This window comes from Microbacterium sp. NPDC056057, from assembly GCF_042266945.1.
GTDB classification, from domain to species: Bacteria; Actinomycetota; Actinomycetes; order Actinomycetales; family Microbacteriaceae; genus Microbacterium; species Microbacterium trichothecenolyticum_C.
Genome location: NZ_JBHJWS010000003.1, coordinates 445,820 through 458,910, shown reverse-complemented (window position 1 = coordinate 458,910; position 13,091 = coordinate 445,820). Strand labels below are relative to the sequence as shown.

13 protein-coding genes and 1 tRNA gene are annotated in these 13,091 nt (G+C 71.1%); 2 read left to right on the top strand and 12 right to left on the bottom strand.

Annotated features, from left to right (window positions below; all coding sequences use genetic code 11):
- Positions 1-12: 12 nt before the first annotated feature.
- The 7 genes from ACFC1K_RS14075 to dusB form a co-directional block, all read right to left on the bottom strand.
- Positions 13-651: a DUF1345 domain-containing protein gene (locus tag ACFC1K_RS14075; protein ID WP_375872093.1), complete on the bottom strand. Its 639-nt coding sequence runs from the start codon at positions 649-651 to the stop codon at positions 13-15.
- A gap of 34 nt (positions 652-685) precedes the next feature.
- Entirely contained in the window at positions 686-1,354 is a 669-nt protein-coding gene (locus tag ACFC1K_RS14070) for a hypothetical protein (protein ID WP_375872092.1), read from the bottom strand.
- Positions 1,355-1,419: 65 nt separating this feature from the next.
- Positions 1,420-1,492: transfer RNA gene (locus tag ACFC1K_RS14065), tRNA-Asn, on the bottom strand.
- Positions 1,493-1,568: 76 nt separating this feature from the next.
- The gene (locus ACFC1K_RS14060) at positions 1,569-2,357 is read right to left on the bottom strand and encodes an ATP-binding cassette domain-containing protein (RefSeq protein ID WP_310290957.1); all 789 of its coding nucleotides are present in this window, start codon (positions 2,355-2,357) and stop codon (positions 1,569-1,571) included.
- Between the two features lie 50 nt (positions 2,358-2,407).
- Entirely contained in the window at positions 2,408-4,273 is a 1,866-nt protein-coding gene (gene dnaG / locus ACFC1K_RS14055; protein WP_375872091.1) for a DNA primase, read from the bottom strand.
- Positions 4,273-5,631 carry a deoxyguanosinetriphosphate triphosphohydrolase gene (locus tag ACFC1K_RS14050; RefSeq protein WP_375872090.1) on the bottom strand — a complete coding sequence of 453 codons (1,359 nt, stop codon included), beginning with the start codon at positions 5,629-5,631 and terminating at the stop codon, positions 4,273-4,275. The genes dnaG and ACFC1K_RS14050 overlap by 1 nt, the downstream gene beginning before the upstream one ends.
- The gene (gene dusB / locus ACFC1K_RS14045; protein ID WP_375872089.1) at positions 5,621-6,796 is read right to left on the bottom strand and encodes a tRNA dihydrouridine synthase DusB; all 1,176 of its coding nucleotides are present in this window, start codon (positions 6,794-6,796) and stop codon (positions 5,621-5,623) included. Before dusB ends, ACFC1K_RS14050 begins: the two co-directional genes overlap by 11 nt.
- Positions 6,797-6,863: 67 nt before the next feature.
- Here dusB and ACFC1K_RS14040 point away from each other — a divergent pair, with 67 nt between their 5' ends.
- Positions 6,864-7,367 (top strand): glutathione peroxidase, encoded by a 504-nt coding sequence (locus ACFC1K_RS14040; RefSeq protein WP_056367368.1) that lies wholly within the window; start codon positions 6,864-6,866, stop codon positions 7,365-7,367.
- Positions 7,368-7,430: 63 nt separating this feature from the next.
- Here ACFC1K_RS14040 and ACFC1K_RS14035 read toward each other — a convergent pair whose 3' ends face one another.
- The 5 genes from ACFC1K_RS14035 to recO all read right to left on the bottom strand — a co-directional run bounded on the left by ACFC1K_RS14035 (position 7,431) and on the right by recO (position 11,606).
- Complete coding sequence (locus ACFC1K_RS14035) at positions 7,431-8,111, bottom strand: DsbA family protein (protein WP_375872088.1); 681 nt, start codon at positions 8,109-8,111, stop codon at positions 7,431-7,433.
- Positions 8,112-8,175: 64 nt separating this feature from the next.
- Entirely contained in the window at positions 8,176-9,210 is a 1,035-nt protein-coding gene (locus ACFC1K_RS14030; protein WP_375872087.1) for a hypothetical protein, read from the bottom strand.
- Complete coding sequence (locus tag ACFC1K_RS14025; protein WP_375872086.1) at positions 9,210-9,962, bottom strand: hypothetical protein; 753 nt, start codon at positions 9,960-9,962, stop codon at positions 9,210-9,212. Before ACFC1K_RS14025 ends, ACFC1K_RS14030 begins: the two co-directional genes overlap by 1 nt.
- Before the next feature lie 91 nt (positions 9,963-10,053).
- Complete coding sequence (locus ACFC1K_RS14020) at positions 10,054-10,866, bottom strand: isoprenyl transferase (RefSeq protein WP_375872085.1); 813 nt, start codon at positions 10,864-10,866, stop codon at positions 10,054-10,056.
- Entirely contained in the window at positions 10,863-11,606 is a 744-nt protein-coding gene (gene recO / locus ACFC1K_RS14015; protein ID WP_056367373.1) for a DNA repair protein RecO, read from the bottom strand. Before recO ends, ACFC1K_RS14020 begins: the two co-directional genes overlap by 4 nt.
- An 81-nt stretch (positions 11,607-11,687) precedes the next feature.
- Here recO and ACFC1K_RS14010 point away from each other — a divergent pair, with 81 nt between their 5' ends.
- Positions 11,688-12,989: a right-handed parallel beta-helix repeat-containing protein gene (locus ACFC1K_RS14010; RefSeq protein ID WP_375872084.1), complete on the top strand. Its 1,302-nt coding sequence runs from the start codon at positions 11,688-11,690 to the stop codon at positions 12,987-12,989.
- The last annotated feature ends 102 nt before the right edge of the window (positions 12,990-13,091 follow it).

The following is a 13,091-nucleotide window of genomic DNA, read 5'->3' as shown; positions in this document are numbered from 1 at the left end:
CCCGGCGCCTCGTCAGCCGCCCAGGCCTGCGACGAGGTTGATCACCGTCGCGAGGATCACCGCACCGAAGAGGTACGCCAGCAGCGTCTGCGCGATCACGGTGCGCCGGATCACGTTCTGCGACACGTTGGTGTCCGCGACCTGATACGTCATGCCGAGCCCCACCGAGAAGTAGGCGAAGTCCGTGTACATCGGGTCCTCGCGCTGATTGAAGGCGATGCCGCCGACCGGCTCCGTGTAGTACAGGTGCGCGTATCGGAGCATGTAGTCCATCTGGATGAGGCCCCACGACGCCGCGACTGCCACCACGGCGATGCCCGCGAGCAGGAACGACGTCAGCTCGTCGGCGTGCCGCGCCTGCACGATCACGACGGCGACCGCAGCGAGGCTCGCGACGCTGCCGGCGAGGGAGATCAGGCGTGCAAGGCGGCGGCCCGGGTCCTCCGCGGTGGCATGAGCGCGCGTCTGCGCGGCATCCATCCTCCAGATGTTCGGGACGATGAGGAGCAGGGTCGTGAGCGACAGCGCCGCCCAGCCTGCGAGCAGCCCTGCCGCGAGACCCAGGAACGGCGTGACCGCGAAACCGGCGACGACACCGACCGCGAGCGAGATCAGACCGCGGGTGAGGATCGCCGGGCGGGTGTGCGCCATCGTCGAATGATCGCACACGGCCACACGGCTCGGGTCACGCTGCGGATGCGTCGTCGCGGCGGTTCTGGCGCTGGACCCATCTGCGCAGCTCCGCATCTGCTCCGGGAGGCGCCTGGGCGATGACGTTCATGCCCTGCCGGACCAGCGTCGTGCCGATGCGCATCGGGCCCCACACGCGAGCGGTGGAGAGTTCTCCGGTGTCGACGTCGCGCACCTGCACCTGCGTGGTGTCGGTGCGCTTGCGCGCACCCGGCTTGCCCGCGACATGCTGCACGACGAGCACCGGGAGGTCGTGCGCGGCGGCGGTGGCGATCACGGAATCGAGATCGTGGGCGGCCCACTGCCGGCGGATGCCTCGCACGGACCAGAGGGCGACCAGGACGACGGCGATCGTGGCGATGCCCGTGGGAACGAGCCAGAGGCTCGCCACGGCGGACAGCAGCGACCACAGCGCGATCCCCCGGACGGCGAGCAGGATCGCGATGATCGACGGCACGAGCGCGAGGAAGAGCCAGGGCGCCGGTGCGGAGAGCGGGAACATCCAGGGATCCCCGCCGAACAGCACCACGAGCCCGACCCACAGCACGGCGACGCCGAACACGGCGAGGGCGATCAGGAGGGGGACGGAGCGATAGACGGGCGCCGGTGCAGGGACCCCGCCCTCGACGGCCAGACGCGGCGAAGGCTTCGCGCGAGCCGCCATGTGCACTCCTCGATGTGATCCCCGGAGACGAAGAAAGCCTCGGGGGTGGAGCCCCGAGGCTTTCGCTCCCCCACTTGGACTCGAACCAAGAACCTATCGGTTAACAGCCGATTGCTCTGCCAATTGAGCTATGGAGGAATGGTCCGCACTCTCGTGCGGGCAACCAGTCCATACTAGCAAAGCTCAGGACGTGCTCATGACCACGTGGGCCCGTTCAGGAGTTGACGACGCGTCGATCGGCCTGCCCGTCGGGCGTCCACAGCAGATCCTCGGTGCCGTGCCCGAAGGCGACGGCGTGGCCCGCGCGCAGCACGAGGACGTCCGCGTCCAGCTCGCTCACGACCTCCGGCTCGTTGGTCACGACGAGGGCGGCCATGTCGAGCTCGCGTCGACGTCGGAGCACCGCCTCGCGTGCGGCCTTGCGCACCTCGACGTCCATGTTGGCGAAGGGCTCGTCGGCGATCAGCACGCGAGGCTGGAGCACGAGGGCCCGGGCCAGTGCCACACGCTGACGCATGCCCGCGCTCAGCTCGTACGGGTACTTGGGCGCCGCGCCGAGGGGCAGCATGAGCTCGTCGAGCAGTGACGCCACCCGCACCGCGAGTGCTCGCGCGCTGACGTGCCGGTCGCGACTGGTGATCGGTTCGCCGATCACCTCGGCGACCGTGAGGCGGGCCGGAAGATGTGCGCCCGCGGCCTGCGGGACGTAGCCGGCGTAGTACGTGAGGTAGCGGTGGGCGCGGCCGGGACGCCGTACCGCGACGCCTTCGACGATGCCGCGTCCGCCCACGACGGCGAGACCGGGCTCGTCGGCGCCGGCCAGCACCGCGGCGAGCGACGACTTGCCGGAGCCCGTGGGGCCCATCAGCGCCAGGATGCCGCCGTGCGGCAGTCTGAACGACACGCCGTCGACGACGCGCTGCGCCGGACCGCCCCGACCCGAGCGGGCGATCGACAGATCCGAACAGTCGATCGCGACATCCGCATCTCGCCGGTGAGCCATGTCCTCATCCTGCCTGCTGACCGGCGTCGACGCCAGCCGACGGGACCGGATCAGGACGCCTCGTCAGCGAGGGCCTGACGTTGGGCGTCGAGCTCACGCAGGCGCAGCCGGATGGTGCGGCCCTCCTCCGACTCCGCGGGCACGCGCTGGATCGCTCCGAGCAGCTCCGCCTTCTCGCGGTCGAACCCGCGCATCACCAGCCGGCGCGCGAGGTCGCTTGCCGAAGAGACCGCCTCGTCGTCGCTCAGCGCCGGGAAATCGGCGGCGAGCAGCTCCGCCGCGAGCGACCGGTAGGGCTCGCGGACGGTGGCGACGGCATCCACGGCCCAGCCGGGCCGCTGCATGCCCGCGGCGTCGCGCACGGCGATGCGCACGGCATCGAGGGCCGGGTGCCGGAACGGCAGGTCGAGGGCGCGCGCGACGAGCGACGGATCCATGCGATGGCCGAACTGCAGCACGCCCATCACGGCACCCCGCTCCAGCCCGACCTCCGGCGTGCGCGGCAGGGTCGCGAGCGTCACGCGCAGGGTGCCGTCGTCGATCGGCGGGTTCGACGGCTCGGCCGCGCCGGGCGCGGCGTCGCGCCGGCCGCCCCCGCTGCTGCGGCCCGCACGCTCGACTTCGCGGCGGACGTCCTCGGTGTCCATGCCGAGCCGTCTGGCAAGCACCCTCACGTACTCCGGCTGCAGCAGAGGATCGCGCAGTTCCGCGACGACCGGTGCCGCGGTTCGCAGCGCGCCGACGCGCCCTTCGACGCTGCGCAGGTCGTAGCCCGAGATGCGCTGGTCGAGCACGAACTCGACCATCGGCACCTTCGTCTCGAGGAGCGCCCGCACGGCGCCGTCGCCGCGGGCGAGGCGCAGGTCGCACGGGTCGAGTCCTTCCGGGCCCGTCGCGACATAGGTCTGCGCGTTGAACCGCTTGGCGTCGGCGAAGGCGCGCAGCGCCGCCTTCTGCCCCGCGGCATCCGGGTCGAAGGTGAACACGACCTCGCCGGCCGTGGAGTCGTCGCCCATCACGCGCCGGAGCACCGTGATGTGGTCGGAGCCGAACGCCGTGCCGCACGTCGCGATCGCGGTCGTGATGCCAGCGAGGTGGCACGCCATCACGTCGGTGTAGCCCTCGACGACCACGACCTGGTGCTGGCGGGACACCTCGCGCTTCGCGAGGTCGAGCCCGTAGAGCACCTGCGCCTTCTTGTAGATGGTCGTCTCGGGGGTGTTGAGGTACTTCGGGCCGTTGTCGTCGTCGAAGAGCTTCCGCGCCCCGAACCCGATCACCTGCCCGGTCACATCGCGGATGGGCCAGACCACACGTCCGCGGAAGCGGTCGTAGACGCCGCGCTGCCCCTGCGACACGAGGCCTGCGGACGAGAGCTCCTCGTCGGTGAAGCCCTGGGTGCGCAGCGCCTTGGTCATGCCCTCCCAGCCCTTCGGGGCGAATCCCACGCCGAAGTGGGCCGCGGCGCCGGCGTCGAAGCCGCGCTGACCGAGGAAGCGTCGCGCGATGTCGGCCTCGGGCGTCATGAGCTGCGCGCGGAAGAACTCCGCGGCCGCGGCGTTGGCCGCGTACAGGCGAGCGCGACCAGTGTGCTCGGGGGCGGCGCCGCCGTCCTCGTAGTGGAGGGCGTAGCCGATGCGGCCGGCCAGGCGCTCCACGGCCTCGGTGAACGTCACATGGTCCATCGCACGCAGGAACGAGTACACGTCCCCGGACTCGCCGCAGCCGAAGCAGTGGTAGAAGCCGGCCTGGGGCCGCACGTTGAAGCTCGGACTGCGCTCGTCGTGGAACGGGCAGAGCCCCTTCATCGAACCCACGCCGGCGGACTTGAGGGCGACCCGCTCTCCGATGATGTCGGCGATGTTCGTGCGCGCCTTGACCTCGTCGACGTCCGCCTGACGGATCCGCCCCGCCATCAGCGGGCCTCGGACGCACGGAAGGCGCGGGAGGCCGTGTCCATGGGCCGTGCGCCCGGCGCCCATACGCCGACGGATGCCGCGTCCACAGGTCCGACGAGCGACCCGTGCCACGCGATCGCGAGCTGATCGGTGAGGCTGGCGACCTGGTCGACGACCACACGGCGGCGCGCAGCATCCGTGTCGGCCGCTGCGAAGTCCTCGGCGTGGAGCGCGTCGAGCGCGTCGGGGTGGTCCCACAGGGCCGTCGCGAGGCGCTTGAGGACGCGTCGCTGCTCCTTGTAGAGGTCCTTGCGCCCTTCGATCGACACGACCGCGGCGCCGATGATGCCCTTGAGCACCGCCATCTCGGCCTCGACGATGCGGGGCACGATGAGGTGGCCGCGGTACCGGGTGAGCACGGACGTCGCGTAGGACTCGCGTGTGGCCGTCGTCGCGGCGCGCGCGAAGCGGCCGATCAGGTCGGAGGTGAGGTTCTTGAGCCGCGCGAGCGCCGCACGGGTGCCGTCGAAGGAATCGATCCACTCGGGCATGCGGGTGAGCCGGAACAGCGCGTCCTCGAGTTCGTCGCGGGCGAAGTCGAACCCGACCCAGGACTGGATCGCGGTGAGGAGCCACTCGTGCTCGCGCGGGTCGACCAGGCGCGCCGGGTCGAGGTAGCCGTTGACGACCGCGTCCTCGAAGTCGTGGACCGAGTAGGCGATGTCGTCGGAGAGGTCCATGACCTCGGCCTCGATGCAGCGGAGCCTGCCCGGTGCGCCGTCGCGCACCCAGCGGAACACCTCTTCGTCTTCGGGGTACACGCCGAACTTGAGCCGACCGCCGGGATCGGGAAGCGGGTGATCGGCCGTCCACGGGTACTTGCAGGCGGCGTCGAGGCTCGCTCGCGTGAGGTTGAGGCCGAAGCTGCGCCCATCGGCGTCGATCACCTTGGGCTCGAGCCGCGTGAGGATGCGCAGGGTCTGCGCGTTGCCCTCGAAGCCGCCGACGTCCTCGGCCCATTCGTTCATGGCCCGCTCGCCGTTGTGGCCGAAGGGCGGGTGTCCGAGATCGTGGCTGAGGCAGGCGGTGTCGACGACATCGGCGGCGAGGTCGAGGGCAGTCGCCAGCTCGCGGCCGACCTGGGCGACCTCGAGCGAGTGGGTGAGTCGGTTCCGCGCGAAGTCAGCAGGGCTCGCGGGACTCAGCACCTGGGTCTTCGCGGCCAGTCGGCGCAGCGCGGCCGAGTGCAGCACACGCGCGCGGTCGCGCGCGAAGTCGTCGCGCTGGGAGCGGTGGCGCTCGGCATGGAAGCGGGCGGCATCGGCGTCGTCGTAGCCCACCGGGCGCTCGGACGCGCCGGCCAGGTCACCCGCCACTGTGGTCGAGTTCCGCTTCGGCGATGGCGGTGGTGGCCTCGGCACTGAGCTCGCGCGACTCGAGCCAGCGGTCGGGCAGAGCGGGGCGCTTCGGGGTTCCGGCGCGCCCTCGCTGCCCTTCGGCGGCCGCGCCCGGGTACGGGGCGTCGGCATCGAGGGTGGCGAGCAGGTCGTCGATCTCGGCGAGGCTCGATGCGGTGGCGAGGCTCGCGCGGAGCTCTCCGCCCACCGGGTAGCCCTTGAAGTACCACGCGACGTGCTTGCGGATGTCGCGGCAGCCGCGGTCCTCGTCCTCGAAGAACTCGACGAGCAGCTCGGCGTGACGGCGGAACGCGCGCGAGACGAACCCGAGGGTCGCGTCGACCGGCTCGGCCGGCGCGGCGCCGGGGCCGCCGAGCGCGCGGGCCAGATCGCCGAACAGCCAGGGACGCCCGAGGCAGCCGCGACCGACGACGACGCCGTCGCACCCCGTCTCGTGCATCATGCGCACAGCGTCGTCGGCCGACCAGATGTCGCCGTTGCCGAGCACCGGGACGCTGGTGACCGTCTCTTTGAGCCGGGCGATCGCGGACCAGTCCGCCTGACCTGAGTAGAACTCCGACGCGGTGCGTGCGTGCAGGGCGACCGCGGCCACGCCGGCGTCCTCTGCGATGCGTCCGGCGTCGAGGTAGGTGAGGTGGTCGGCGTCGATGCCTTTGCGCATCTTCACCGTGAGGGGGATGTCACCGGCGGCGCGGGCGGCGCGCGTCACGATGTCGCGGAACAGGCCGAGCTTCCACGGGAGGGCCGCTCCCCCACCCTTGCGGGTGACCTTCGGGACGGGGCATCCGAAGTTCAGATCGATGTGATCGGCGCGATCCTCTTCGACGAGGAGGCGCACGGCGGCCTCGGTCGTCGCGGGATCGACGCCGTAGAGCTGGATCGAGCGAGGGGTCTCGGACTCGTGGTGCGTGATCAGGCGCATCGTCGTCGCGTTGCGCTCGACGAGAGCGCGCGTCGTGATCATCTCGCTGACGTAGAGGCCGGCTCCGTATTCGCGGCAGAGGCGCCGGAATGCGGTGTTGGTGATGCCCGCCATCGGCGCGAGCACCACGGGGGCGTCGAGTTCGATGGGCCCGATGCGCAGCGTCGGCGCAAGGGCGAGGGCAGTAGTCACGCGTTCCATTCTCTTACAGGAATCCGTCCCTTGGCTGAACGGCCGCGCCCCTGTGCACAGGGCTTAGCCTGGGGGGATGACCGAGGCCACGATCACCGACCTGCGCGAGATCCCCTTCACCACCGCCGACGGCGGCACCGCGACCCTCTCCGAGTACGGCGACCAGGTGCTCCTCGTCGTCAACGTGGCGTCGAAGTGCGGCCTGACTCCGCAGTACGAGCAGCTCGAGCAGCTGCAGCGGGCGTACGCCGACCGCGGCTTCACGGTGCTGGGCTTCCCCTGCAACCAGTTCATGGGGCAGGAGCCAGGGTCGATGGACGAGATCCTCGAGTACTGCTCGGTCACGTGGGGTGTGACGTTCCCCGTCTTCGACAAGGTCCGGGTCAACGGCCCCGGCGCCGCTCCGGTCTACAAGGCGCTGAAGAAGTCGCGCGATGCAGAGGGCAAGAAAGGCCCGATCGTCTGGAACTTCGAGAAGTTCGTCCTGACGCCCGAGGGCGGCATCCACCGCTTCCGTCCGAACGTCAAGCCCGACGACCCGGCGATCGTCGAGGTCATCGAGGCGAACCTGCCTCGCTGACCCCGCAGACATCGGACGGGCCCGCCGCGACGAATCGCGGCGGGCCCGTCCTCGTTCGGAGGTTCAGGCGTCGACGTCGGCGGGCTCGCGGTGTTCGGACCACACCTGCCGCACGATCTGCGCGAAGGCCTCGGCGGGCTGAGCACCCGACACGCCGTACTTGCCGTCGATCACGAAGAACGGCACCCCGTTGATGCCGTAGGCCGCGGCCTGCGCCTGGTCGGCACGCACCGCGTCGAGGTAGCGGCCGCTTTCGAGGGCCTCCCGGGCGGCGTCGGCGTCGAGTCCGGCGTCGCTGGCGAGGTCGACCAGTTCGTCCTGTCGCCCCAGATGGCGCCCTTCGGTGAAGTACGCGGCCATGAGACGCTCGGCGAGCTCGTGCTGACGGCCCTGCTCCTTCGCGAAGTGCAGGAGCTCGTGGGCCTTCACGGTGTTGGTGTGCTTGAGGAGGTCGAACCGGTACTCGAGGCCCGCGTCGGCGGCGACGCCGGTCACGCGCTCGAGCATCTGCTGCACCTGGGCGCGCGGCATGCCCTTGTGCTTCGCGAGGAAGTCGAGCTCATCGCCCTCGAAATCGACGGGCGTATCGGGCGACAGCTCGAACGAGTGGTATGTCACCTCCACGGCGGGGGCGTCGTCGTCCGCGGATGCCGCGGCCAGTCCGTTCTCGAGGTTGCGCTTGCCGATGTAGCACCAGGGGCAGGCGATGTCGCTCCACACGTCGATCTTGATGGCGTCCGTCATGCTGAGGACAACCGCGCGCGTCCGCGCATCTATTCCGCCGAATGCGTCGGTCCGGTGCGGATGCTCAGGGAACCGGCGGATCGGCGTCGGGCACGAACCGGAATCGCACCCGCACGTCGTCGTACGGCACCACCAGGGTCGAGGCATCCGGCGACCAGGCGTCGGGCACGAGGTAGAGGCGCCCGCCGCCCTGCGCGAGCAGCCTCAGCCCGAAGTATCGGTATGCGAACGTCTGCGGGGCGGCCGCGGGATCTTCGACGGATGCCTCGTCCCCGAGCTGCTGGAAGGTGATGGCGTCGTTGCCTGGATAGAGCCGTTCGGGGGTGTCGAGCACGACGGCGGGGAGCGTCGTGAGGTCGGCGGCGAGCGAGCGGGCCTGCCCGAGGCCCCACCATTGCGCGGTGGTCGCCGTCGACCAGAACGTGCCGGCGATCATCACCAGGACGAGGAGCACGACGACGCCTCGCCCGCCGCTCGAGCGGTCGAGGGCGCGCACGGTGGCCGAGGCGTAGGCCGCGAGGCCCGCGCCGATCGCGAGGAACAGCGGGGTGAGGAGCTGGCCGTACGTCCATCGCGGCAGGAACGGCACGAGGAAGGCCAGGACGAGGCCCGCGAGGATGAAGCCGATCCCGGTCCAGGCGAGGATGCCGATCACACGCCGTTGCGCGGGGCGCTCCTGGGTCAGCAGCCACTTCCGCAGGGCGCGATGGCCGAGGATCGCGGCGGCGGCGAGCAGGGTGAGGACCATGACCGGGATGAACAGCGCGCCGGGGCTGCGCATCACGAACTCCTGCGAGCTCAGCCCGATGATGTCGACGTCGACGCCGAAGTACCGGAAGAACTCGCGCGTCGACACATAGCCGAAGTAGAAGAGCAGCGCGGTGACCAGGGTGAGCGGAGCCACGAAGGAGGAGAGGAAGCCCATCCACTTCTCGAAGCCGAGCCCGGGGTCGACCCGGAGCGGCTCATCGGCGGTCGATGCGGAGGACCCTGCGGGTGCGGAGGTGCCGGCGGGTGCGGGGGTGTCGTGGCCTGCGGCATCCGCTGCCGTTGAGGCCGCAGGTTCGGGCGGAGATGCGGCACGCGGGTGAGCTGCCATCAGCCGTCCACCTCTATGGTGGGCGTGTCGGAGGGCTGCGGCTCCTGCTGCTGATCCGGGTCCTCGACCTGCTCCTGGTCCTGCTCGTCAGACGGCTCCGGGTCGTTGACGATGATCGGGGGTCCCGGGTCGACCTCGCGCGCCGCGACCTGGTCGCAGATCTCGGCGGTCGGGCACTCGAGCGTGCCGCGGAAGGTGATGGCGGTCCCGTCCTGGAAGTCGCCGCCGGGGCGGAGGACGAGGCTGCAGAAGATGCCGGACTCGTTCGCCGCGACGAGCATGCCGAGGCAGGAGCGGTCCGCGCCGCGGGTTCCGCAGACCCCGCCGTCGACCCGCAGGCCGGGCCGATCGGTCACCGCGTTCTCGAACGTGAAGCTGACGCCGTCCGGCACCGCGTCGCCGCCCCAGAACACCGCGATCGTCTTGCACCAGACCCCCGGCTCGAGGACCTCGGCGGTGCCCTGGTCGCCGTAGGCGGGTCCGCCGTACTGGGCGACGGGGCCGGTGCGGACGCGGTCCTGGGCGGGATCCTCTCCGCCGTCGGAATCCGCCTGGCCCTGGTCCTCACCGCCGGTGTCGGTCTCCCCTTCGGCAGTGACCTCGTCCGTGCGGTTCGCGGACGAGGAAGGGCTCGCCGTCGTGGTGCGTCCCGCGTCCTCGGTGGTCACCGGCGTCCCGCAGCCCGCCAGGGCGAAAGCCGCGACGAGGCTCAGGATCGCGGCGAGGCCCACCCGAGGCCCTGACAGCGCCATGACGCGCCTCCTGACCGGCCGCATGCGCGGCTCACGTCAATGATGAGGGCGCAAGGGCTCGCTGGATACCCCGTCGGACGCAGGCGTGAGATCAGGACGTGGCGGCGTCGGGGGCGTCCACGGCGCCGCCGAATCGGCGATCACGTCCGAGGTAGGCGTCGATGCCGTGCCACAGGTCCTCCCGCGTGAAGTCGGGCCAGAGCGTGTCGAGGAACACGAACTCCGCATACGCCGATTCCCACAGCAGGAAGTTCGAGGTGCGCTGCTCGCCGCTCGACCGCAGGAACAGGTCGACATCCGGCATGTCCGGGCGGTAGAGGCGTCGCTGGATCAGCTTCTCCGACACCGCCGAGGGCTTCAGCCGGCCCGCCGCGACGTCGTCGGCGATCGAGCGCATCGCATCGACGAGCTCGATGCGGCCGCCGTAGTTCACGCACATCGTGAGGGTCAGCACGTTGTTGCCGGTGGTCAGCTGCTCCGCGAACTGCAGCTCCTTGATGACGCTCCCCCAGAGGCGCGGCTTGCGGCCGGCCCACTGGATGCGCACGCCCCACTCGTTGAGCTGATCGCGCCGACGGTGGAGCACGTCGCGGTTGTAGCCCATGAGGAAGCGCACCTCTTCGGGCGAGCGCGACCAGTTCTCGGTCGAGAACGCGTAGACCGACAGGTGCTTCACGCCCGCCTGGATGGCGCCGGCCACGACGTCCAGCAGTGCGGCCTCGCCCGCCTTGTGCCCCTCGATGCGGGTGAGACCCCGACGGTTGGCCCAGCGGCCGTTGCCGTCCATCACGATGGCCACGTGGTTCGGAACGGCGCCGCGGGGGTACTCCGGCGGGTAGACGCCGGTCCAGTCGAGCGGGCGGTACGGCACCGCGTCGCGGTGCGTGTAGGGCTTCGGGGTCACCTGGTGCCTTCCTGCGGGGCTGCCGAGACATGGGAGAGCGAACGGATGCCGCGCTCGAGGTGCCACTGCGCGTAGGCCGCGATGAGACCCGAAGCGGCGGCGGTCGACCCCGGCGACGCGGCATCCACCGCGTCCCACTCCCCCGCCATCAGCGACTGCAGGAGCGACACCGTGGCGGCGTCGACGCGAGCGGCCCCGGTCGGAGCGCAGTCGCGGCAGACGATGCCGCCCTGCTGGGCGACGAACGTGTCGTGGGGGCCGCGGCGTCCGCAGAGCGCGCACTCGCCGAGGCCGGGCGCCCAGCCCGAGAGCGCCATCGCGCGGAGCAGGTAGGAATCCAGGACGCTCCGCGAGGCATGCTCGCCGCGCGAGAGGGCGCGAAGCCCTCCGACGAGGAGCAGGTACTGCTGGGGCGTCGCCTCGGCCTCGTTGAGGCGATCGGCCGCCTCGACCATGGCGTGCGCGGAGGTGTACCGGTCGTAGTGGGCGACGATCTCGGCGCCGTAGGAGCCGAGCGATTCGGCCTGCTGGACGATGTCGAGCGAGCGCCCCTGGTACAGCTGCACATCGGCGACCATGAAGGGCTCGAGGCGTGCGCCGAACCGCGACGATGTGCGCCGCACCCCCTTGGCGACGGCGCGCAGCTTGCCGTGACGGCGGCTGAGCATCGTCACGATCCTGTCGGCCTCCCCCAGCTTGTGGGTGCGCAGGACCACGACTTCATCGCGGTAGGTGGGCACGGGTCAATTATCCCTGCGCTCCCGTCGGATCGGGCGGCACGGCGCCGCGGGTGGCGCGGGTCGCGCGTCGGGCATGCCGCTATGCTCCGCAATGTGATGCTGCCGCGTGCCGCCGCCGTCCTGGGCCTGGTCGTGCTGCTTTCCGGGTGCACCGCCGCGGAGACGCCCGGTCCGACGCCGACCGAAGACACCCGTCTGGCGGAATGCGACGCGGCGGCCGCCGCCGTCTCCGACGCGGTCGCAGACGTCGTGGCCGGCTACGAAGGGCCGTTGGGGCCCGACGGATCGATGACGGCCTCGCCGGAGCCGCTGCCGAGCGCAACCCCCGACACCGACGGGTCCGGCGACCCGCTCTCCGCCGCGGTCGCCGCGGCGCGCGAGACACGCGAACGCCTCGGCTGCGACGCCGACCGGTTCGAGGACGAGCTGCAGACAGGGCTTGACGAAGTGCGTCCTGAGGGCGCGATCGCGACCGCCGTCTGGCGCCGGGTCTCGGCGACGCTTCTCGGGCGCATCCCCGCCGACACGACGGAGCGCACGCTGCAGACGGGCGAGGATCTCGCCGAGGTCGTCGCGCAGATCCCCGAGGGCGGAACCCTCGTACTGCCGGCGGGGACGGTGGAGGCGGACGACACCATCGTCCTGCTCGACGGCGTGACGCTGCGCGGCGCAGGCCGGGACGCCACCGTCCTGCGCTCCTCGGCGTCCGACGCCGCCGTCCTGATCGCCGCGACCGGTCTGGTGAAGGTCGTCGACATGACGGTCGAGGTCGCGGGTCCCGATCCCGCATCGGCCGTCGTCGCCGGTCCCTGGGCGTCGCTCGTGCTGAGCGGTGCGCGGGTGGCGGGCGCCACCATCGCGGACGGCATCGGCGGTGCCGGCGTGTACCTGTCCGCCGGCGCCGACGACGTCACCGGCGAGCAGACGACGCTCGAGGTCACCGACACCCTGTTCGAGCGGAACGCGTGGGCAGGCCTCGCGGTGACCGGCCGGCACCGTGTGAGCATCGAAGCCTCCCGATTCTCCGGCAACGGCGAGGTGGGCCTGCTGTTCATGGACGCGACCAGCGGCTCGGTGCGCTCGAGCACGTTCTCCGACAACACGGTCGGGGTCGCGATCGCCGGCACGGCCTCCCCGACGCTGTTGTCGAGCACAGCGAGCGGCGGCTCGGTAGCGCTCCAGACGGACGATTCGGCGGCTCCCACGGTGAACGGGATGGACATCGGCGGCGCGACCACCGCGGCCGTGATCCTCGGCGGCGAATCGGGCGGATGGATCGGCGGCGTGGCATGCCATGACGTGCCGTTCGGCATCGTGGTCTCGAGCGGCGCTGCACCGACGATGGGATCGAACTCCTGCGCGCTGAGCCGGGGCGGCTCCTGAGAGCGAGCGCTCTCGCGACACGCCGTGAATGACGTCGCGACACGCCGAAGAGATTTCGCGACACGCCGCAGAAGTCCCGATGTTTGGGGAAATCTGCTTGTA

Coding starts and splice junctions, on each gene's coding strand:
- ACFC1K_RS14035 (WP_375872088.1), bottom strand. CDS start 8,111: ATGACGGACGCCATCAAGATCGACGTGTGGAGCGACATCGCCTGCCCC.
- dusB (WP_375872089.1), bottom strand. CDS start 6,796: ATGGAACGCGTGACTACTGCCCTCGCCCTTGCGCCGACGCTGCGCATC.
- ACFC1K_RS14030 (WP_375872087.1), bottom strand. CDS start 9,210: ATGGCAGCTCACCCGCGTGCCGCATCTCCGCCCGAACCTGCGGCCTCA.
- ACFC1K_RS14010 (WP_375872084.1), top strand. CDS start 11,688: ATGCTCCGCAATGTGATGCTGCCGCGTGCCGCCGCCGTCCTGGGCCTG.
- dnaG (WP_375872091.1), bottom strand. CDS start 4,273: ATGGCGGGGCGGATCCGTCAGGCGGACGTCGACGAGGTCAAGGCGCGC.
- ACFC1K_RS14075 (WP_375872093.1), bottom strand. CDS start 651: ATGGCGCACACCCGCCCGGCGATCCTCACCCGCGGTCTGATCTCGCTC.
- ACFC1K_RS14025 (WP_375872086.1), bottom strand. CDS start 9,962: ATGGCGCTGTCAGGGCCTCGGGTGGGCCTCGCCGCGATCCTGAGCCTC.
- ACFC1K_RS14040 (WP_056367368.1), top strand. CDS start 6,864: ATGACCGAGGCCACGATCACCGACCTGCGCGAGATCCCCTTCACCACC.
- ACFC1K_RS14060 (WP_310290957.1), bottom strand. CDS start 2,357: ATGGCTCACCGGCGAGATGCGGATGTCGCGATCGACTGTTCGGATCTG.
- ACFC1K_RS14070 (WP_375872092.1), bottom strand. CDS start 1,354: ATGGCGGCTCGCGCGAAGCCTTCGCCGCGTCTGGCCGTCGAGGGCGGG.